Raw genomic sequence first — 19,945 nt, forward strand, 5'->3', positions numbered from 1 at the left:
CTGCCGTCGTCGACGCCGACGGCTGACGATGGGCCGAACCTATCGGCCGCGGGCGGTGCGTCCGGTCGCCCGGACACCCGTTTCCCGTAGTGATCGGGCCCGTCACACCCGTACGGGTGAACCGCCCGCGATTCCTTCGAGGTCGCCCGTGCCGCGCCCGTCAGTACGCGAGCCGGCTGCCGCCGTCCGGGGTGCTGGTGCTGGCCGTCACCAGGGCGTCGACGATCGTGGCCACCTTCGGCAGCCAGGGGGCGGCGGAGGGCGCGGGTCCCCCCTGCGAAGGAGTGGAGGGCTTGGGGGCCGCCGGCGGCCGCTCCCAGCGCACCCGGCCGGCGCCGATCTGGGACGGCGGGAGCACAACATAGCCGCCCTCGCCGTGGAACCGCAGCGAGCTGGGCACCCAGTCCTGCGAGTGCAGCAGCTCCCCCAACTCGGCCAGCCCGTACGGCGATACGAGCAGTGACCAGCGGGTGGGCGTGGCGACGACGGGGCCGACGCGGACGCCGAAGTGGTCCAGGGCGGCCAGCGCGCGGGCCCCGGCGACCGCCGGCAGGCTCACCGCGCAGGGTGCCCGGCCGCCGGTGGCCAGCACGATCGGGGCGGTCGGGCGGTTGGTCCACCACCAGCGCACCATCCGGGCATCGGTGGTCGCCGCGAGCAGGCCGGGGTCGAAGGGGTGCGCGCCGGGCACCACGCAGTCCGGGTCGGGGCAGCTGCACCGGCGGGTGGGCCGCTCGCCGAGCCCGAGCCGGGCACCGGCGGGCTGCCGGCCGGCGGGGCCGAGCGCCACGCCGGGAAGTACGGGCCACTGCCACTCGGTGGCGCAGTGGAGCGCCGCACCGAGCAGCGCCGACCTCCCCGTGCGCCGGAACAGGATCTTGCGTCGCCTTCCGAGGATCTCGCGCATGAGCGCTCGTTCCTTTCCGTTAACGCCAAGGGCTTGCCGAGGGCTTCGTCCATCGCTCTTCATGGCACTTCAAGGCACTGCTTGCCCGGTCCGCATGGTCTCGCGACCGGGCCGCTCGATGCCGTAGGTGGCGTTCTTGCGGCCCGGTCATGCACGCCGGGGTCGATCGCGCGTCGATCACGCCACGTGGATCTCTGGTCACCGCGTGTACAAGGCAGCGCATCACGTCGTACGCCGAGCGGGGAACGTGGCGAGGGGTGGCGCGCGCATGGCGCTTGCGCTTCCGGTGATGCAGTCCCCGCCACTTGGGAGTGCGTGCGGTCGTCGCCGTATGAGACGCCGGTGCCCGCCGGAGAGTTCCCGGTGCGGCCCCAACTGGCCCCGCACCTTTCCGAGTACGTACCCGCCATGGTGGTGATGACGCGCTGTTGATCGGCGTCAGTCGACCTCAAATTGACGCTCAGGGTGCTTTTTTCAGGCCAATCTACAGACCTCACTGACACCACAAACCCCACGGGGACAATGCTGGACATCCCCTCGCTGGTGCGTGTACATGTGGAGGCATTGATAGCGGAGCAGCATGACATGGGGGTTTGCGATGCTATTGAGGAAATTGAGCGCCCGAACGGATCGCACAACGTCACTCAACAAAAAGCCGCACTCCCTCACAAACAGCGGCCTGAACTGGAGCAATGCCTGGCGCGACGATAGCCGCCGGCCATGACTGCCCCTCACGTACCAAAAGTGGCTGGAATCGAACCAGCTCTGCCCGCTCCCCCGCACACTGTCGGCCCGCATCCGGCGAAGGCCTCTGCGGACCCCGCCTCCGGCACCCCGTCCGACCCCTCCGACGACGCGTCCGACACCGTCACCGACGGAGCCGGCTGCACCGCCCCCGACCCCCCGCCCGGCTCCGCCGCCACCCCCGAGGTCTCCGCGCTCGACCAACTCGCCGCCGTCCAGGACCGGCTGGCCGGCTGGATCTCCGACCTCAGCACCCTGCACGACCTGACCGAACGGCTCGTCCGCACACGGACGTTGGACGAGGCGCTGCACGAGCTGCTGCGCGCCGGGGCCTCGCTGGTCGGCGCTCGCCGCGGACTGGTCGTCCTGGCACCGACCGACGGACTCGGCCCGGAGACCACCGTCGGCCTCGGCCTCGGCCACGCCGAGATCGGGCACATCGAGACCGTCCCGCGCCGCGCCCTGTCGTACGCGCGGATACTGGACGGCCTTCCGGAGCCGGGCACTTCCGGCACCGGCGACGACGCCCCCGCCGGCAAGGGCGGCCCCGACGACCGTACGGAGATCAGCGAGCCCGACATCCCCGGGGAGAAGGACCTCGACCCCCGGCTGCGGGAGGTCGCCGCCCGCCTCGGCTACGCCGCCAGCTACGCCGTGCCGCTCACCGCCGATCCGGTCGGCCGGACCGGCGCCGCGGTCTGGCTCTACGACGAACCGGCCGCCCCCACCGAGCGTCAGCGCCACCTCGTCGGCCTCTACCGCACCCACGCCTCCGAACACCTCGCCCGCCTCCTCGAACTCCACCGCAGCCGGCAGGCCGCCGCCACGCTCCGCGCGGAGCTGCTGCCGCACCGGCTGCCGCGGGTCCCGGGCGTACGCCTCGCGGTACGGCACGCCACCGGACCGCGCGGCGGCGGCGACTGGTACGACGCCCTGCCGCTGCCGGACGGCGCGCTGGGCCTGGCCGTCGGCTCGGTGACCGGATCCGGGCCGAGCGCGGTGGCCGCCATGGGACGGCTGCGGGCGTCGCTGCGCGCCTACGCGGTCATGGAGGGCGAGGATCCGGTCGCGGTCCTCTCCGACCTGGAGCTGCTGCTGCGGCTGACCGAACCGGCGCGCAGTGCGACCGCCCTGTTCGCGTTCACCGAGCCGCCGCCGGGCGCGCCGGGCGGCCCGCCCGCGCCGCCGGTGCCGGGCGTGCTGCCGCGCAAGCTGGTGCTGGCCGGGGCCGGTCACTGCCCGCCGCTGATCCTCGGGGACCTGCGGACGGAGTTCGTGGAGACCTCGCTGTCCGCACCGCTGGGCATGCTGGCCTGCTGGGAAGCGCCCAGCGTGGAGATCGAACCGACCGGCGGCGAGACCCTGCTCCTCTACAGCGACGGGCTGCTGCACCGCACCGGGGAGCCGATGGACCGCGCCTTCGCCCGGTTGCACACCGCCGCCGCGGGCGTCCCCCGGGCGAGCCGCCAAGATCCGGAGGCGGTGGCCGACCACGTCCTGCGCACGATGCTGCCGCAGGGGCTCAACGACCCGTCGTCGGAGGAGGACGTGGTCCTGCTGGTGGCGTACTTCGAGGAATAGGACCCGCGATTTAGCAGGTCGGACGGGTGAGCGGCGGTGCCCTCGGAAAGGGGCGCGGCCGCTGCCCGACAGGTCACAGCTGCTGCCCCCTGGACCGTCATCCGTCGGCACATACGATGGAATGCGGTTCACTCTTAAAAGGAGGCATTGTGACCGACGAGCTCACGCCGGAGACCCCGGACGAGGACGAGCAGCCGATCAAGCAGCGCAAGAACGGCCTTTACCCGGGCGTCTCGGACGAGCTCGCGGAGAACATGAAGAGCGGCTGGGCCGACACCGAGCTGCGTGACCTCCAGCCGATCGAGCAGGCCCCGAACGCCGCCCGCCGCCGCGCCGCGCTGTCCGCGCGCTTCCCCGGTGAGCGCCTGGTGATCCCGGCGGGCAACCTGAAGACCCGCTCCAACGACACCGAGTACTCCTTCCGCGCCGCGACCGAGTACGTCTACCTCACCGGCGACCAGACCGACGACAGCGTGCTGGTCCTGGAGCCCACCAAGGACGGCCACGAGGCGACCATCTACCGCCTGCCCCGCTCCGACCGCGAGAACGGCGAGTTCTGGCTCAACGGCATGGGCGAGCTGTGGGTGGGCCGCCGCCACAGCCTGAGCGAGTCCGAGGCGCTGCTCGGCGTGCCGTGCAAGGACGTGCGCGAGCTGCCCGAGGCGCTCAAGGAGGCCACCGGCCCGGTCCGCGTCGTCCGCGGGCACGACGCCGGCATCGAGGCCGCGCTGACCGACAAGGTCACCGCCGAGCGCGACGAGGAGCTGCGGGTCTTCCTCTCCGAGGCCCGGGTGGTCAAGGACGAGTTCGAGATCGGCCAGTTGCAGAAGGCCGTCGACTCCACCGTCCGCGGTTTCGAGGACGTCGTGAAGGTCCTCGACAAGGCCGAGGCGACGTCCGAGCGCTACATCGAGGGAACGTTCTTCCTGCGCGCCCGCGTGGAGGGCAACGACGTCGGCTACGGCTCCATCTGCGCCGCCGGACCGCACGCCACCACCCTGCACTGGGTCCGCAACGACGGCCCGGTCCGCCCCGGCGACCTGCTGCTGCTGGACGCCGGCGTGGAGACCGACACCCTCTACACCGCGGACGTCACCCGCACCCTGCCGATCAACGGCCGCTTCTCCGACCTCCAGCGCAAGATCTACGACGCGGTCTACGAGGCCCAGGAGGCGGGCATCGCGGCGGTCAAGCCGGGCGCCGCCTTCCGCGACTTCCACGACGCGGCGCAGCGGGTGCTCACCGAGAAGCTGGTCGAGTGGGGCCTGGTCGAGGGCCCGGTCGAGCGGGTGCTGGAGCTGGGCCTGCAGCGCCGCTGGACCCTGCACGGCACCGGCCACATGCTCGGCCTGGACGTCCACGACTGCGCCGCGGCCCGCACCGAGACGTACGTCAACGGCACGCTGGAGCCCGGCGTGGTCCTCACCGTCGAGCCGGGTCTGTACTTCCAGGCGGACGATCTGACGGTCCCGGAGGAGTACCGCGGCATCGGCGTCCGTATCGAGGACGACATCCTCGTCACGGAGGACGGCAACCGGAACCTCTCGGCCGCGCTGCCGCGCCGGTCCGACGAGGTCGAGAGCTGGATGGCCGGGCTGAAGAAGTAGCCCGGGGTCACGGGCCGGTGGCGTCGTCCACCGGCCCGTCGCCTTCCCGCGGGTACGCGCCCGCGCGGGCCGCGGCCCATACGGCGGTGGCCGCCGATTCCGCCAGCGCCGCGTCGACCGGGCGGCGGGCGATCAGGATCCGGTAGTAGAAGGGCGCCCCGAGCGCCGACATCACCTGCTCGGGATCGGTGTCCGCGGGCAGTTCGCCGCGCGCCACGGCCCGCTCCACCATCTGGCCGGCCAGCGCCAGCCGTTCGGCGAAGAACGACCGCAGCACGGTGGCCACCTCCGGGTCGCGGGCCGCCGCCGACACCACCGCCTCGATGAGCCGCCGCGTCGGCGGCTCGCCGTAGAACGCGCTTATCGAGCGGGCGAGTGCCCGCAGGTCGCCGGGGAGCGTGCCGGTGTCCGGCAGCGGCACGTCGGAGCTCAGTTCGGTCAGCAGATCACAGACCAGACCCTCGATGCTGCGCCAGCGCCGGTAGAGCGTGGCGACGTGGATCCCCGAGCGCTGGGCGACCTTCTCCATGGTGAGCCCGGCGAACCCGCCGGCGCCCAACTCCTCGAACACCGCGGCCAGTACGGCCTCCCGGGTACGCGCGGTGCGCCCGCCGGGTCGGGTCTCGCCCGGGGCGCCCCCGGCCTGGTGCGCTGTCGTCACGCCGGCTCCGTATTGCAGTGCGGGATCACGCCAAGTATTGTCCGGGAAAGACTAACGCGAGCTTCTTCGCGTTAGATTTGGTGCGCGCCGGTCTCGCAGGGACAGGGGACGCCGCGGGGGAGGTCCTCCCACCGCGAGACCGCGCCGCCAACCCTCGCCGAACAGGCACTTTCCGGCCAACCCGCGGCCCCACAGGGCACTCCCGCGCCCTCCCGCCCTTACACTCCGCGCCGCCGCCTCACACGATTCCCGCCCAGCGCCCCGCCGAGGCGTCAGGACGCCATCGGCAGTGCCGCGCCCTCTCGCCATTTGAGGATCGAATGGCGCGAGGGGCGGCTGACCTGCGACTTTGCCGCGAAAACCCTGCGGACCTGGGAAAATTACGCTCGGTAATCCTCAGCGGTCCGCAGGGTTTTTCGGTGTGCTGTGCCCTGGATGTGCCCGGCAGCATCGTCACCCCGCGGGGGCGGCCACCAGCGTGCGCACAGTCATGGGCTCAGCCAGGACACGGTCCAGGACCTGCCTGGCATGCAGGAAATGGGCGGTTGCGAAATGTCCCTGCAGAGCCCCCGGGTCGGTCCACTCCTCGACAACCACCATGCGGGCCGGACGGTTGGGGTCAACATAGGGGCTGTACGCGAGACAGCCGGGTTCTTCCAGGGATGGTTCGATCATCGCCTCCAGGGCGGTGCGCAGACGGTCCTCCTGACCCTGGGCAGCCAGGCATTCGGCAATGACGACGAGGGACATCGGCGGCGATCTCCTTGTGAGGTACGGCGGTCCTTGTGGAGTACGGCGGCTACGGGCGAGCGGGGCCCGCGCCCGCGCCGGAGTCGGTGATCGCGGCGGCGATCTCGTCGAGGTCGGCCCGCGTCAGGTGAACCGCGCCGGCTGCGATCCAGCCGTTGACCTGGCGGGGCGTGCGGGCGCCGACGATGGCGCCGGTGATGCCCGGCCAGGCCAGGGCCCAGGCGATGGCGACTTCGGCGACGGTGGCGCCGTGCCGGTCGGCGACGGGCCGCAGCGCCTCGGCCAGGCGGAGGTTGGCGGTCAGGCCCGTGGTGAAGTCATGGTGGGCGGAGCGCCAGTCGTCGTCGGACAGGCTCGCGGCGCGTTCGGCCGAGAACGCGCCGGTGAGCAGGCCGGACTGGAGCGGGGAATAGACGATCACACCGGTGTCGTGGGCGTGGGCCCAGGCGATCTCAGGCGCGGCCGAGCGGTTGATGGCCGAGAACGGAGGCTGGATGACGTCGACATGGGCGATCCGCTCCGCGGCGTCGAGTTGCTCGGCCGAGTGATTGGACAGACCGATTGCACGGACCTTCCCCTCGGCCTTGAGATCGGCCATGACCTGCCAGTACTCCTCCAGCGGGGTGGCGTTCGGGGAGACGGACCCGTAGCCGCCTCCCGCGTACTCCAGCGATTCGCCACTGTCCGGATAGTGCACCTGGTACAGGTCGATGCGGTCGACACCCAGACGCCGGAGGGAGTCCTCGATCTCGCGGCGGACGCTGGCCGGCTTCATGATCCGGCGGGGTGCGGCCTGCGGGTCGTCCGGGTCCCAGACCAGCCCGGCCTTGGTGAAGATGTAGGGGCGCTCGGCCTCGGGCAGGTCGGCAATGGCCTTGCCGACCAGTTCCTCGGAGTGCCCCAGCCCGTACACGGCAGCGGTGTCGATCCAGTTGACGCCCGAGGCGACCGCCTGGCGGATGGCGGCGATGGACTCGTCGTCGTCGGTGGCGCCCCAGGCGAAGCGCCATCCCGCGCCGGACACCGCCCAGGACCCGAAGCCGACGCGGGTGATGTCCATGCCGGTGGTGCCGAGCGGAAGGGCCGGCAGGTTGGTTGCGCTCATGTCGCGTATCTCCCCATACGGTTGGAGGGTCCGGGGCCGGGCGGGCCGCCGGTCTGCCGGAACCGTTCCGGCGTCCACCACTGTGGTGCCGGCCGCCGGGCCGACCCAGTGGCAGCCCGTGCCTGGGCACGGCATGACCAGGCAAAGGCCACCGCGCACGGCGCCGGGCCGTGAATACTGGCCGCATGGCACTGGACCGACGTACAGAACTGGGCGAGTTTCTCCGCTCCCGCCGGGCACGGCTGCGGCCCGAGGAACTGGGGCTGCCGGACTACGGGAGCCGCCGCCGGGTGCCCGGGCTGCGCCGGGAGGAACTGGCCCAGCTGGCCGGGGTGAGCGTGGATCACTACGTCCGGCTGGAACAGGGCCGCACCCTGCACTTCTCCGAGGAGGTGCTGGACGCGGTCGCCCGCGCCCTGCGCCTGGACGCGGTGGAGCGCGAGCACCTGTACCGGCTGGCACGCCCCGTACCCCGGTCGGAACCGGAGCCCGGGGACGGCGAACCCCGCCCGCAGCACGTACGGCCGGGCCTGCGCCGGCTCCTGGACTCGACACCTGACGTCCCGGCCTACATCGTCGGCCGCAACACCGACGTCCTGGCCTGGAACCGCCTCGCAGCAGCCCTGATCACCGACTTCGGCGCGCTTCCTCCCCGGCAGCGGAACCTGGCCCGCCTGGTCTTCCTCGACGAGGGGATGCGCGATCTGTACGCCGACTGGCGCGGCAAGGCCAGTGACGTGGCCGCTTACCTCCGTCTCGACGCCGCACGCCACCCAGACGATCCGCACACGGCGGAGCTGCTCGACGAACTCACCACCGCCAGCCCGGTGTTCCAGGAGGTCTGGGCGGAGCACCGCCTCAAGGACAAGACCCACGGCCGCTACGTCTACCGGCACCCCATAGTGGGCGAGTTGGACCTCCGCTTCGAGACGCTACGTCTGCCGGACGACCCGGACCAGGCCCTGATCGCCCACACCGTGGAGGAAGGCTCGCCCTCGCACACCGCGCTGCGGCTGCTGGCTGCCTGGGCCGGGGAAAGGACTCCGGTCGGCTGAACAGCCATGCGGGGAGTCTGCACCCATGCCGGCATCTCGCGGGGTTGACCGTTTCCGCAGGTCAGAGCCCGTATCTTGCCTTGCTCCCCTTACGAAGCCATGGGGAGGGCGGCCCCCTCGCGCCACTTCAGGATCTTGTCGAAGCTGACCACCGCGCCCGGGCGGCCGGTGCGGTTGCGGTAGCGGACGTGGTCGGTGAGGGCCTCGATCAGAAAGAGCCCCCGGCCGTCCTCCGCGTATGCGGGGGCCTGGGCGGGGGCGGGGACGGGGGCCGGCAGGGGGCGGTCCGCGGGGCTATGGGGCGGGGCCGAGGGGGCGCCGCGGAAGCCGGGGCCCGAGTCGGTGACCTCGATGCGGCAGGTGTCGCCGTTGATGTAGACCGTCACGCGGTAGTCCTCGGTGGCTCCGTCGCCGCCGTGCTCAACGGCGTTGGCGCAGGCCTCGGAGAGCGCGACCGACAGGTCGTAACAGATGTCCGGGTCGACGCCCGCCGTTTCCATCGTGCCCAGCAGCAGACGCCGGGCGAGCGGCACGCTCGCAGCCTCGCGCCGCAAATGGAGTGACCACCAGATGCTCATCGCTCCAGCCTCCTGGCCGCGGCTCGACATATCGATACGTATTGCCGAGCCCCAAGGTCCGTAAGCATGTCCGGGACGTGATACCGCTCATTCGGCGGATGCGAAGAGTGAGCGCATCGGTGTAGACGCAGCGCCGCGCCCGCGCCTCCGCGCGCCCCGCCGGACGCCCTGGACGCCCCCCGGAGGCGCCCCCTCGCCCCGACCTGCCGTAGGCCGCGGGCGGGGGCAGTGGGATGATGGCGCGGCCATGATTGCCCCGCCCGCCTCCCCAGCGCGCGCGGCCGCGGACCTGCGGCTGCTGAGGGCCGCGGTGTTCACCGCGGTCTGTGTCGCGCTGTCCGCGGCCGGGCACATGATCGCTTCCTGCGCGGCCGTTCCGCTGTGGACGCTGGGGGTCGCGGCCGCCGTGGTGTTCGCGGTCGCGGCGCCGCTGGCCGGCCGGGAACGGTCGCTGCCGGGCATCGCCGCGGGGCTCGCGGTGGGCCAGTTGGCGTTGCACTCGCTGTTCGTCTGGGGCCAGGTGTGCGGTCTGACGACCGCCGAGCGGATGGCGCAGCAGCGGATGCCGATGGCCGGTATGGCGATGGGCTCCGGGGGCCACGGCGCGCTGTCCGACGCGACGGCCGTCGACCTGGCCCGGCACCTGATGTGCGGGCTCGGTACCGGCCGGCTGGACGGTGCGCGGGCGCGGCGGCTCCTCGACGGGGGCGGCTACGACATGGCCTCCGTGGCCGGTCTGACCGCGCACGGCGGACCGGCGACGACCGGTGGCGCCGCCGCCGGCCCGGCAGTGGCGCACGGTCTGCTGCCGTCGCTGCCCATGCTGCTGGGGCACCTGCTGGCCGCGCTCGCGGTCGGCTGGCTGCTGCGGCGGGGCGAGGCGGCGCTGTGGCGGCTGGTCCGGATGTCGGCCCCGGCGGCGTACGAGCTGACCGTCCGGGCCCTGTTCGGTGCGGTGCGCGGGGCGCTCACGCTCGTCCGCGCCCTGCTCACGGGCCTCGGCGCGGCGCACGAGGCACTGCTGCGCGCCCTCGTTTCGTACGGGGATGACAAACCCGGCCCGCAGGGCGCCGCGCTCCACCACAGTGTGATCCGGCGAGGGCCGCCTGCCGTGACCGCCCTGGCCCTCGCGGCCTGACGTCCCGCGACGCACGTTCCCACAGGGGGTGCGGGCTCGCGCGGCGTCGCCGTGGGCGTGCCACCGATCACCGTCACCCGTATCTCTCTCCTTCCTGTGGAGTGCTTTCCATGCCGAACGCGTCGACCATGCCCAGCGAGCCCAGCAAGCCCACGATGTCCGAGGCTTCCGGAACGTCAAAATCGTCCGGAATTGCCGGATCTATCAAGACCCGACTGCCTCTCGTGGGCGGGATCGCGGCCGGCAGTGTGCTGCTGCTCGCCGGGCCGGCCTTCGCGCACGTCAGCGTGCAGCCGGGCGAGGCGCCCAAGGGCGGCTTCGCCACCGTCAACTTCAAGGTGCCCAACGAGCGGGACAACGCCTCGACGGTGAAGCTCGAGGTGACCCTGCCGACCGACCACCCGCTGGCGTCCGTCATGCCGCAGCCGGTGCCCGGATGGAAGGTGTCGGTCACCAAGACCAAGCTCGCCAAGCCGATCGAGATGGAGGGCGAGAGGATCACCGAGGCGCCCTCGAAGGTCACCTGGACCGCGGACGGCAAGGGCGTCGAGCCGGGCCAGTTCCAGCAGTTCCCGCTCTCCGTCGGCCAGCTGCCCAAGGACGCCGACCAGCTCGTCTTCAAGGCCCTCCAGACGTACGACAACAAGCAGGTCGTGCGCTGGATCGAGCCGACGAAGGAGGGCGGCCCGGAGCCGGAGAACCCGGCGCCGGTGCTCAAGCTCACCGCGGCCGAGGGCGATGCGCACGGCGCGGCCGCCGACGCCGCGAGCAGCGACAAGGGCGGCGAGGAGAAGACCGCCGCGGCCGCCGACACCAGCGACAACACGGCCCGCCTGCTGGGCGCCGTCGGCATCGTCGTCGGCATCATCGGCGTCGGTTTCGGCGTGTTCGCCGGCCGGCGGCGCAACGCCTGATCGCCAGTACGGGCCCGGCGGCGCCGCACCGCGCCGCCGGCCCCGCGCCCCGCTCCCCGTGAGCGGGGCGCCGGACCACACCACACAAACGGGATACATCTGCCATGCACAGCGCAATGCGTCGAAGGGCCCTGCTCGCCTCCGCCGTCGCGGCGGTCACCGCGCTCGGCCTGACCGCCTGCGGCCAGGACGGCGACGGCGACCGCGACAAGCCGGTCGCCGAGGTCTCCGGGGGCACCGCCGCCAAGCCCCTCGTCACGCTCGACAGTCCGATGGAGAAGCCGGACCTGGTACTGACCGACTCCCAGGGCGCCAAGTACGACCTGCTGGAGAAGACCAAGGGCCACCCGACGCTGATCTACTTCGGCTACACCCACTGCCCGGACGTCTGCCCGCTGACCATGGCCAACATCGCCGTCGCGGTGAAGCAGCTGCCGAAGGCCGAGCAGAAGGACCTGCGGGTCGTCTTCGTCACCTCCGACCCGGAGCGCGACACCCCGGCCGCCCTCAAGAAGTGGCTCGGCGGCATCAACAAGGACTTCATCGGTCTGACGGGCCGCTTCGACACCATCCAGGCGGGCGCCCGCAGCGTCAACATCGGCATCGAGAAGCCGGTCAAGAAGAAGAACGGCGATGTGGTCTCCACCCACGGCGCGCAGGTCCTGCTGAGCTCCCCCAAGGACGACAAGATCCACTGGCTGGGCATGCAGGAGGCGACCTCCGACAACTACACCACCGCACTTCCGAAGATCATCAAGGGACAGAACCCGTGAACCGCCGCACCACCCTCGCCGCCGCCCTCGCCCTCACCGCCGGACTCGCCCTGGCGGGATGCGGCACCGGGGAGAGCGCCCCGCAGTTCACGGTCGACGGCGCGTACATGCCGCAGCCGGTCACCGATGACATGGCCGGCGCGTTCTTCACCGTCAAGAACAACGGCGGCACCGCCGACAAGATCACCTCGGTCACCAGCGACTTCGCCAAGGACATCACCCTCCACAAGACGTCCGGCACGAAGATGGAGCAGGCCGACTCGCTGCCGGTCCCGGCGAACGGCGAGCTGAAGCTCAGCCGCGGCGGCAACCACCTGATGTTCATGGGCCTCAAGTACAAGCCGACCAAGGGCGACGTGATCACCGTCCAGCTGCGGTTCGCCCATGCCGAGCCCGTCACGGTGAGCATCCCGGTCAGGGCCGCCAACTACCAGCCGAAGAAGTAACGGGCGGCACGGTACGTCACGGCAACCGCACTCACACGGCAGTTGAGGGAGCGATCACTATGGTCATCACCGGGCCACGGCCGCGGCGGTCCGCGGTACTGCGGGTGCTGCTCGTCGCGGTGGCGCTGGCCGGCGCGCTGTTCGGCGGCGCCGCCCCGGCGTCCGCGCACGCCGCGCTGACCGGCAGCACCCCCGCACAGGGCTCGGTGGTGGACCAGGCACCCGAGCAGGTGACACTCACCTTCTCCGAGGGCGTCGCGATGGGCGACGACTCCATCCGGGTCCTGGACCCGCGGGGCAAGCGGGTGGACCGCGGCACACTGCGCAACCTGTGCAGCGGCAGCACCGTCAAATACGGCACGGGGCTGCCGCCGGGCCTCGGCGACGGCACGTACACCGTCGCCTGGCAGGCGGTCTCCGCCGACAGCCACCCGGTGTCCGGCGCCTTCACCTTCTCGATCGGTGCGCCCTCGAAGACCACCGCACCGGTGCCCCAGCAGGAAGCCGGCGGCGGCATCGTGGGGGCGCTCTACGGCATCGCCCGTGCGCTGGCGTACGCGGGCTTCGTCCTGCTCGCCGGCGGCGCCGCCTTCGTGGTGGCCTGCCGGCCGGCCGCCGCCCGGGTACGGTCCGTCCAGCGCCTGGTCGTCCAGGGGTGGGCGGTGCTGACCGGCACCACCCTGGCGATGCTGCTGCTGCGCGCCCCCTACACCGGCTCCGGCGATCTCGCCGACGTCCTCGACCTCGGCGGGCTGCAGCAGGTACTGCTCACCAAGCCGGGCGCGGCGCTGGTCTCCCGTCTGCTGCTGCTCGCCGCGGCGGCACTGTTCGTGGCGGTGCTCTTCGGGGCGTACGCGCGGGCACAGGGGCCGGGTGGAGCTGCGGAGGCGGGCGCCGGGGACGACGACGGCGGCCGGAACGACGGGGACGACGCGGGGCGGGCCACCGAGGACGGGACCGACGGGGACGACGCCGGCCGGGCCGCCGAGGGCGGGACCGGCGGGGACGACGCCGGCCGGGCCGCCGAGGACGGCCCCGGGGATCCCGCCGAGGAGGCACGGCGGCGCAAGGACCTGACGTTCGGGCTCGGCATCGGCGGGGTGATCGTCGCCGCCGGTCTCGCGGCGACCTGGGCGATGGCCGAACACGCCTCGACCGGGCTGCAGCCCGCGATCGCGATGCCGGTCGACGTCCTGCATCTGCTCGCCGTCGCCACCTGGCTCGGCGGGCTGGCGGCGCTGGTGGTGTCCCTGTACTGGGGCCCGCCGGTCGAACGGACCGCCGTCCACCGCTTCTCGCGGATCGCGTTCGGCTCCGTCCTGGTGCTGGTGGCCACCGGTGTCTACCAGTCCTGGCGGCAGGTCGGCACCTGGACCGCACTGACCGGCACCACCTACGGGCGGCTGCTGCTGCTCAAGGTGGGCCTGGTGGTGGTGCTCGTCGGCATCGCCTGGCTCTCGCGGCGCTGGACGGCGCGGCTGACGGAGGTACGGGCGGCCGAACCGGAAGCGGCGGACGCGGAAGCGGAAGCGGAAGCAGGGGCTGCGGAAGCGCCGGTTGCGGAAGCGGCGGATGCGGCCCCGGACCACGAGGAGGCCGAGGAGCGCTCCGAGGAGACCGTGCCCGTGCCGGCGGCCGGCACCGCCGAGAAGTCCGCCACGCACGGCGAGGAGCCGGCGACCGGACCGGCCGGAGGACCGGCGGGAGAACCGGCGGCCGGACCCGCAGCCCGATCGACAGCCGGATCGGCGGCCGGATCGACAGCCGCGTCCGCGGCGGAGCCAGCCGACCCCGCCCGCGCCGCCCAACTCGCCCGGCAGCAGGCCGCGTTGCGTACCGCTCGTACCAAGCGGCTGCGCGACGCCGATCCCGAGCGGCTGGGGCTGCGCCGGTCCGTACTGGCCGAGGCGTCGGTCGCGGTGGTCCTGCTGGTGGTGACGACGGTGCTCACCGCCACCGAGCCGGCCCGTACCGAGGAGGCGGTCAAGGCCGCGTCGGGCGGGCGGTCGGCCGCGGACAACCAGCCGCGGGTCCTCACCGTGCCGTTCGACACCGGCGGACCGGGCGGCAAGGGCACCGCCCGCATCGACCTCGACCCCGGCCGCAGCGGCAACGCCAACGACCTGCGGCTGCGGATCTCCGACCCGAAGGGCCGGGCCAAGGACGTCCCCGAGGTGAAGATCGAGTTCACCCTCAAGGCCAAGAAGCTCGGACCGCTGACGGTGGTGCCCCGGCACACTGGCAAGGGACACTGGCGCGCCAGCGGTGTCCTGCTGCCGGTTCCGGGACGGTGGCAGCTCTCGCTGCTCGTACGGACCTCCGACATCGACCAGGTGACCGAGTTCAGGAACGTGAAGATCGGCTGATGAGCAAGCGAACCGCGCAGGCCCCCGAACCCCAGGCCCCCGAACCGCAGGCCCCGGCGCCCGAGCCGGCCGGCCCACGGCCCGCCCTGACGCTCTCCCGCCGCCGGCTGCTCGGCACCGTCGGCGCGGCGGGTGCCACGGGGCTGGTCGTCGGCGGCGCCGGCGGCGCCCTGGGGACGGCCGCCGCACCGGACGACCGGCCCGCCACGGCCCTGAGCTCCCTCGGCTCCACCGAGGTGCCGTTCCGGGACGGCCGCGCCAAGCAGCAGGCCGGGATCACCACCCCGCTGCAGGCCAGCGGGCACCTCGTCGCCTTCGACCTGGCACCGGGCAGCGACCGCAAGGCCGCCGCCGCGCTGCTGCGCCGCTGGTCGCGGACGGCCGAGCAGCTGATGGCCGGCCGGGCGCCGGACGCCGACACCGGTGTCGCGCTGGACGCCGGCCCGTCCTCGCTGACCGTCACCTTCGGCCTCGGCCACAGCTTCTTCGACCGTACGGGCCTGACGAAGCACCGCCCCGTGCAGCTCGACCCGCTGCCGGACTTCTCCGCCGACGCGCTGGACCCGAAGCGCAGCAACGGCGACCTGTGGATCCAGATCGGTGCCGATGACGCGCTGGTCGCCTTCCACGCGCTGCGGGCGCTGCAGAAGGACGCCGCCGGCACCGCCCGGCTGCGCTGGCAGATGAACGGCTTCCACCGCTCCCCGGGCGCCACCGCGCACCCGATGACCGCCCGCAACCTGATGGGCCAGGTCGACGGCACCAACAACCCCAAGCCGACCGACCCGGACTTCGACGAGCGGATCTTCGTCGGGCGGGACGCCGAGCAGCAGTGGATGCGCGGCGGTTCGTACGCCGTCGTCCGCCGGATCCGGATGCTGCTGGACGACTGGGAGAAGCGCTCCCGGCACGAGCAGGAGCGGGTCATCGGGCGTCGCAAGGACAACGGGGCGCCGCTGACCGGCGGTTCCGAGACCACGCCCATGAAGCTGGACGCCACCGGACCGGACGGGCTGCCGGTCATCCCGGCCAACGCGCACGCCCGGGTCGCGGCGCCGGAGTCCAACCAGGGCGCGGCGATGCTGCGCCGCCCGTTCTCGTACCACGACGGCTTCCGGGAGGACGGTGCGCCGGACGCCGGGCTGCTGTTCATCTGCTGGCAGGCCGATCCGCTGCGGGCCTTCACCCAGGTCCAGCGGAAGCTGGACCGCGGGGACGCGCTCTCGCCGTTCCTGCGGCACGAGGCGAGCGGCTTGTACGCGGTGCCGCCGGCCGCGGAGCCGGGCGGGTACGTGGGGCAGCCGCTGCTGGAGGGCTGAGGTCCCCCGGCGGGTGGCCGGGCCGCGCTGTCCGGCCTGCGGAAGCCCGGTCCGGCGGCCGGAACGGCTCGGTATCGTGGCAGGACAGGGAGACGATCGGCGGGGTGCCCCCGCAGTCACGCGAGGGAGTCCTCAAGGATGTCGGCCAGCCGCTATACGTATCTCGGCCCCGCGGGCACGTTCACCGAGGCCGCGCTGCGCAGCCTGCCCGAGGCGGCGACGCGCGAGCTGGTGCCGATGGTGTCGGTGCCGGCCGCCCTGGACGCGGTGCGGGCGGGGGAGGCGGCGGCCGCCCTGGTGCCGATCGAGAACTCCGTCGAGGGCGGGGTGACCACGACCCTCGACGAACTGGCCTCCGGCGAACCGCTGATGATCTACCGCGAGGTGCTGCTGCCGATCGCTTTCGCGCTGCTGGTGCGCCCCGGAACGACGCTCGACGGGGTCAAGACGGTGACCGGGCATCCGGTCGCCCAGCCGCAGGTCCGCAAGTGGCTGGCGGCCCAACTCCCGGAGGCCGTATGGGAGTCGGCGGCCTCGAACGCGGACGGGGCGCGGCTGGTGCAGGAGGGCCGCTACGACGGTGCGTTCGCCGGTGAGTTCGCGGCCGCGACGTACGGCCTGACGCCGCTGGTCACCGACATCCACGACGCGCAGAACGCGGCCACCCGCTTCGTGCTGGTGGGCCGCCCGGCCCGGCCGGCGTCGCCCACCGGCGCGGACAAGACGTCGGTGGTGCTGTGGCTGGCCGAGGACCACCCCGGTGCGCTGCTGGAACTGCTCCAGGAGTACGCGGTGCGCGGCGTCAGCATGATGCGCATCGAGTCCCGGCCGACCGGCGAGGGGATCGGGCGCTACTGCTTCTCGGTGGACTGCGAGGGGCACATCACCGACCGCCGGGTCAGCGAGGTCCTGATGGGCCTCAAGCGGGTCTGCCGGGAGGTGCGGTTCCTCGGTTCGTATCCGCGGGCGGACGAGACGACGCCGAGCGTGCGGCGGCAGATGACCGACTCGGCGTTCACCGAGGCCGCGGACTGGCTCGCGCGCTGCCTGGACGGGCGGGGCTGAGCTCCCGGCGGCCCGTGACGGGGACGGGCGGGGGCGGGCGGGCACGTCACGGTGGCGCGGGTGGCGCGGCACGGTGGTGCGAGTGGCTCGTCACGGTGATGCGAGTGGTTCGTGGTGGCGGTGCGGGTGGTGCGCCCGGTGGCTGAAAAGGTGCCCCACGACCTGCGGCTTGAGGGGCTGTGGGTTGTCCACAAAGTTATCCACAGGCACGGTTCTCGACCTGTGGGTAAGTCGACATGCCAGTCGGACACAGTCGACAAATCGCCCTACCGACCCCACATCAGTCCACAGCACCCCACCTCGGACCCGTCAGCATAATTCCTGCGGTCCATCCTTTAGAGCGAGGCAATCCCACACGAAAGAGTGCGTGAACGGGGTTTGGACAGAGAATCCATAGCCGAGCATTTCGGAAACGGAATGATCGCCACCGACTTCCACAGATCCCACGCACAGCCTGTGGATAAAAACCCGGGAATCCCTCTCCCCTGTGGACAACTTCGCCGCCCGAGGCGCACCAAGGCCGCCTCAACTCCCCGCCACCACCTAGTGGATCACGGCCCGCGGACGCCACGAACACCCGCATAACGGATGACTCCCGCGCTCCCCTCCAGAAGATCACGACACCCGCGCGAGGGGCGAGAATGAGCAGGAATTCCCCGCCGGATTTCCCGCACCCCACCAACGGAATAAACCCCGCAAACCGGACAAATTGCAATGCCGGGGAATATCGCGTCGAAGCGCGGGGCGCGACCCCGGTAGCCTGGTGGTGTGATTGACCTTCGCCTGCTCCGTGAGGACCCCGACCGTGTGCGCGCGTCCCAGCGCGCCCGTGGAGAGGACGTCGCGCTCGTCGACGCACTTCTCTCCGCCGACGAGCGGCGCAGGTCGTCCAGCGTCCGCTTCGACGAGCTGCGCTCCGAGCAGAAGGTGCTCGGCAAGCTCATCCCCAAGGCCACCGGCGACGAGAAGGCCGCGCTGCTGAAGAAGGCCGGCGAGCTGTCCGCCGCCGTCAAGGCCGCCGACGCCGCGCAGGACGAGGCCAAGGAAGAGACCCAGCAGCTGCTGCTCAAGCTCGGCAACCTCGTCCACCCCGACGTCCCCGTGGGCGGCGAGGAGGACTTCACGGTCCTGGAGACGCACGGCACCATCCGCGACTTCGCCGCCGAGGGCTTCGAGCCCAAGGACCACCTGGAGATCGGCCAGGCACTCGGCGCCATCGACGTCGAGCGGGCCGCCAAGGTCTCCGGCTCGCGCTTCTACTACCTGACGGGCATCGGCGCGCTGCTGGAGCTCGCGCTGGTCAACGCCGCCATCGCACAGGCCACCGAGGCCGGCTTCGTACCGATGCTGACCCCGGCGCTGGTCCGCCCGCACGCCATGGAGGGCACCGGCTTCCTCGGCCAGGCCGCCGAGAACGTCTACCACCTCGAAAAGGACGACTTCTACCTCGTCGGCACCTCCGAGGTCCCGCTCGCCGCGTACCACATGGACGAGATCCTCGACGCCGGCCAGCTGCCGCTGCGCTACGCCGGCTTCTCGCCGTGCTTCCGCCGCGAGGCCGGCACGTACGGCAAGGACACCCGCGGCATCTTCCGGGTCCACCAGTTCGACAAGGTGGAGATGTTCTCCTACGTCGCGCCGGAGGACGCGCAGGCCGAGCACCAGCGCCTGCTGGAGTGGGAGAAGCAGTGGCTGAACAGCCTGGAGCTGCCGTTCCAGGTGATCGACGTCGCCACCGGTGACCTGGGCGCCTCGGCCTCCCGCAAGTTCGACTGCGAGGCGTGGATCCCGACCCAGGGCAAGTACCGCGAGCTGACCTCGGCCTCCAACTGCGACGAGTTCCAGGCCCGCCGGCTCTCCGTCCGTATGCGCGAGAACGCCGACGGCAAGCAGAAGGTCCGCCCGCTGGCCACGCTCAACGGCACGCTCTGCGCCGTCCCGCGCACCATCGTGGCGATCTTCGAGAACCACCAGCAGGCGGACGGCTCGGTCCGCGTCCCCGAGGTGCTGCGCCCCTACCTCGGCGGCCGCACCGTGCTGGAGCCCGTCACGGCGCGCCAGGAGTCCGGCGCCAAGTGAGCCGATCAGCTCCGGCGGACGCCCCGCCGCTGCCGTACAAGCTCATCGCGACGGACCTCGACGGGACGCTGCTGCGCCCGGACGAGACCGTCTCGGAGCGCACCCGCCAGGCGCTCGCCGCGGCCACCGCGGCGGGCGCGGCGCACATCGTCGTCACCGGCCGAGCCGTGCCCTGGACCCGGCACATCCTCGACGCCCTGGACTACGACGGGCTCGCGGTGTGCGGCCAGGGCGGGCAGGTCTACCACGCGGGTGAGCACCGGCTGCTGACCTCGGTGACGCTCGACCGCCAGCTGGCCGGTCTCGCGCTGTCCAAGATCGAGGCCGAGGTCGGCCCGCTGCTCCTGGCGGCGAGCCGGGACGGCCTGGAGGGCGAGGTGCTGGTCGGCCCCGGCTACCGCGTCCACGAGGGCCCGCTGCCGAACGTCCTGATCGACGATCCCGACGACCTCTGGGCGGCCCCGATCAACAAGGTCTACCTCCAGCACCCGACGCTGGACGACGACGCACTGGCGGCGGCCGCCCGCCAGGTCGCCGGTGACCTGGTCGGCATCATGGTGGCCGGCCCCGGCATCGTCGAACTGCTGCCGCTGGGCCTGACCAAGGCCACCGGGCTGTCCCTGGCCGCCCGCCGCCTGGGCCTCACCGCCAAGGAGACGCTGGCGTTCGGCGATATGCCCAACGACGTCCCGATGTTCGCCTGGGCCGCCCACGGCGTGGCCATGGCCAACGCCCACCCCGAACTGATGGCGGTCGCCGACGAGGTGACCGCCTCCCACGAGGACGACGGCATCGCGGTGGTACTGGAGCGGATGTACGGGGTGTAGGGGGCTGGGGCCTGGTCTGACCGTGGGGTG

The 19,945-nt window shown here is 72.3% G+C and carries 17 protein-coding genes; 12 read left to right on the top strand and 5 right to left on the bottom strand.

Going from position 1 to position 19,945, the window contains the following annotated elements:
• Positions 1-160: 160 nt before the first annotated feature.
• Positions 161-907, bottom strand: a complete 747-nt coding sequence (locus ACFV1J_RS06615) for a bifunctional DNA primase/polymerase (protein ID WP_385856137.1) — start codon at positions 905-907, stop codon at positions 161-163.
• Between the two features lie 744 nt (positions 908-1,651).
• Here ACFV1J_RS06615 and ACFV1J_RS06620 point away from each other — a divergent pair.
• Positions 1,652-3,232 (top strand): PP2C family protein-serine/threonine phosphatase, encoded by a 1,581-nt coding sequence (locus ACFV1J_RS06620; RefSeq protein ID WP_385856138.1) that lies wholly within the window; start codon positions 1,652-1,654, stop codon positions 3,230-3,232.
• A 149-nt stretch (positions 3,233-3,381) separates the two neighbouring features.
• Positions 3,382-4,839: an aminopeptidase P family protein gene (locus ACFV1J_RS06625; RefSeq protein WP_385856139.1), complete on the top strand. Its 1,458-nt coding sequence runs from the start codon at positions 3,382-3,384 to the stop codon at positions 4,837-4,839.
• A gap of 7 nt (positions 4,840-4,846) precedes the next feature.
• On the opposite strand, the gene ACFV1J_RS06630 is transcribed toward ACFV1J_RS06625, so the two are convergent.
• From ACFV1J_RS06630 to ACFV1J_RS06640, 3 genes are all read right to left on the bottom strand, one after another.
• A complete protein-coding gene (locus ACFV1J_RS06630; RefSeq protein WP_385856140.1) occupies positions 4,847-5,500 on the bottom strand; it encodes a TetR/AcrR family transcriptional regulator in 654 nt (217 codons plus the stop codon).
• Between the two features lie 453 nt (positions 5,501-5,953).
• Positions 5,954-6,250, bottom strand: coding sequence for a putative quinol monooxygenase (locus tag ACFV1J_RS06635; RefSeq protein ID WP_385856141.1), 297 nt, complete (start codon positions 6,248-6,250; stop codon positions 5,954-5,956).
• Positions 6,251-6,299: 49 nt separating this feature from the next.
• Positions 6,300-7,355, bottom strand: coding sequence for an aldo/keto reductase (locus ACFV1J_RS06640; RefSeq protein WP_385856142.1), 1,056 nt, complete (start codon positions 7,353-7,355; stop codon positions 6,300-6,302).
• 185 nt (positions 7,356-7,540) lie between these two features.
• On the opposite strand from ACFV1J_RS06640, the gene ACFV1J_RS06645 reads away from it, so the two are divergent.
• Positions 7,541-8,410: a helix-turn-helix transcriptional regulator gene (locus tag ACFV1J_RS06645; RefSeq protein WP_385856143.1), complete on the top strand. Its 870-nt coding sequence runs from the start codon at positions 7,541-7,543 to the stop codon at positions 8,408-8,410.
• A gap of 89 nt (positions 8,411-8,499) precedes the next feature.
• Here ACFV1J_RS06645 and ACFV1J_RS06650 read toward each other — a convergent pair whose 3' ends face one another.
• Positions 8,500-8,988 carry an ATP-binding protein gene (locus tag ACFV1J_RS06650; RefSeq protein ID WP_385856144.1) on the bottom strand — a complete coding sequence of 163 codons (489 nt, stop codon included), beginning with the start codon at positions 8,986-8,988 and terminating at the stop codon, positions 8,500-8,502.
• Positions 8,989-9,235: 247 nt separating this feature from the next.
• On the opposite strand from ACFV1J_RS06650, the gene ACFV1J_RS06655 reads away from it, so the two are divergent.
• The 9 genes from ACFV1J_RS06655 (at position 9,236) to ACFV1J_RS06695 (ending at position 19,915) form a co-directional block, all read left to right on the top strand.
• Complete coding sequence (locus ACFV1J_RS06655) at positions 9,236-10,126, top strand: hypothetical protein (RefSeq protein WP_385856146.1); 891 nt, start codon at positions 9,236-9,238, stop codon at positions 10,124-10,126.
• Positions 10,127-10,281: 155 nt separating this feature from the next.
• Complete coding sequence (locus tag ACFV1J_RS06660) at positions 10,282-11,040, top strand: YcnI family protein (protein ID WP_385856426.1); 759 nt, start codon at positions 10,282-10,284, stop codon at positions 11,038-11,040.
• 116 nt (positions 11,041-11,156) lie between these two features.
• On the top strand, positions 11,157-11,813 hold the full coding sequence (locus ACFV1J_RS06665) for an SCO family protein (RefSeq protein WP_385856147.1): 657 nt from the start codon (positions 11,157-11,159) through the stop codon (positions 11,811-11,813).
• Positions 11,810-12,259 (top strand): copper chaperone PCu(A)C, encoded by a 450-nt coding sequence (locus ACFV1J_RS06670; protein WP_385856148.1) that lies wholly within the window; start codon positions 11,810-11,812, stop codon positions 12,257-12,259. Before ACFV1J_RS06665 ends, ACFV1J_RS06670 begins: the two co-directional genes overlap by 4 nt.
• Before the next feature lie 59 nt (positions 12,260-12,318).
• On the top strand, positions 12,319-14,625 hold the full coding sequence (locus ACFV1J_RS06675; RefSeq protein ID WP_385856149.1) for a copper resistance CopC/CopD family protein: 2,307 nt from the start codon (positions 12,319-12,321) through the stop codon (positions 14,623-14,625).
• Positions 14,625-15,944, top strand: coding sequence for an iron uptake transporter deferrochelatase/peroxidase subunit (gene efeB / locus ACFV1J_RS06680; protein ID WP_385856150.1), 1,320 nt, complete (start codon positions 14,625-14,627; stop codon positions 15,942-15,944). Before ACFV1J_RS06675 ends, efeB begins: the two co-directional genes overlap by 1 nt.
• 138 nt (positions 15,945-16,082) lie before the next feature.
• Positions 16,083-17,009, top strand: a complete 927-nt coding sequence (pheA, locus tag ACFV1J_RS06685; protein ID WP_385856151.1) for a prephenate dehydratase — start codon at positions 16,083-16,085, stop codon at positions 17,007-17,009.
• 768 nt (positions 17,010-17,777) lie between these two features.
• Complete coding sequence (gene serS / locus ACFV1J_RS06690) at positions 17,778-19,088, top strand: serine--tRNA ligase (RefSeq protein WP_385856152.1); 1,311 nt, start codon at positions 17,778-17,780, stop codon at positions 19,086-19,088.
• On the top strand, positions 19,085-19,915 hold the full coding sequence (locus ACFV1J_RS06695) for an HAD family hydrolase (RefSeq protein ID WP_385856153.1): 831 nt from the start codon (positions 19,085-19,087) through the stop codon (positions 19,913-19,915). Before serS ends, ACFV1J_RS06695 begins: the two co-directional genes overlap by 4 nt.
• Positions 19,916-19,945: the final 30 nt, after the last annotated feature.

This window comes from Streptomyces sp. NPDC059649, from assembly GCF_042734445.1.
GTDB lineage: Bacteria > Actinomycetota > Actinomycetes > Streptomycetales > Streptomycetaceae > Streptomyces.

Bases quoted from the DNA above. Each gene is read 5' to 3' on its own strand.
- ACFV1J_RS06660 (WP_385856426.1), top strand. From the start codon at position 10,282: ATGTCCGAGGCTTCCGGAACGTCAAAATCGTCCGGAATTGCCGGATCT.
- ACFV1J_RS06650 (WP_385856144.1), bottom strand. From the start codon at position 8,988: ATGAGCATCTGGTGGTCACTCCATTTGCGGCGCGAGGCTGCGAGCGTG.
- ACFV1J_RS06655 (WP_385856146.1), top strand. From the start codon at position 9,236: ATGATTGCCCCGCCCGCCTCCCCAGCGCGCGCGGCCGCGGACCTGCGG.
- ACFV1J_RS06645 (WP_385856143.1), top strand. From the start codon at position 7,541: ATGGCACTGGACCGACGTACAGAACTGGGCGAGTTTCTCCGCTCCCGC.
- ACFV1J_RS06640 (WP_385856142.1), bottom strand. From the start codon at position 7,355: ATGAGCGCAACCAACCTGCCGGCCCTTCCGCTCGGCACCACCGGCATG.
- ACFV1J_RS06615 (WP_385856137.1), bottom strand. From the start codon at position 907: ATGCGCGAGATCCTCGGAAGGCGACGCAAGATCCTGTTCCGGCGCACG.
- pheA (WP_385856151.1), top strand. From the start codon at position 16,083: ATGTCGGCCAGCCGCTATACGTATCTCGGCCCCGCGGGCACGTTCACC.
- efeB (WP_385856150.1), top strand. From the start codon at position 14,625: ATGAGCAAGCGAACCGCGCAGGCCCCCGAACCCCAGGCCCCCGAACCG.
- ACFV1J_RS06635 (WP_385856141.1), bottom strand. From the start codon at position 6,250: ATGTCCCTCGTCGTCATTGCCGAATGCCTGGCTGCCCAGGGTCAGGAG.
- ACFV1J_RS06675 (WP_385856149.1), top strand. From the start codon at position 12,319: ATGGTCATCACCGGGCCACGGCCGCGGCGGTCCGCGGTACTGCGGGTG.
- ACFV1J_RS06665 (WP_385856147.1), top strand. From the start codon at position 11,157: ATGCGTCGAAGGGCCCTGCTCGCCTCCGCCGTCGCGGCGGTCACCGCG.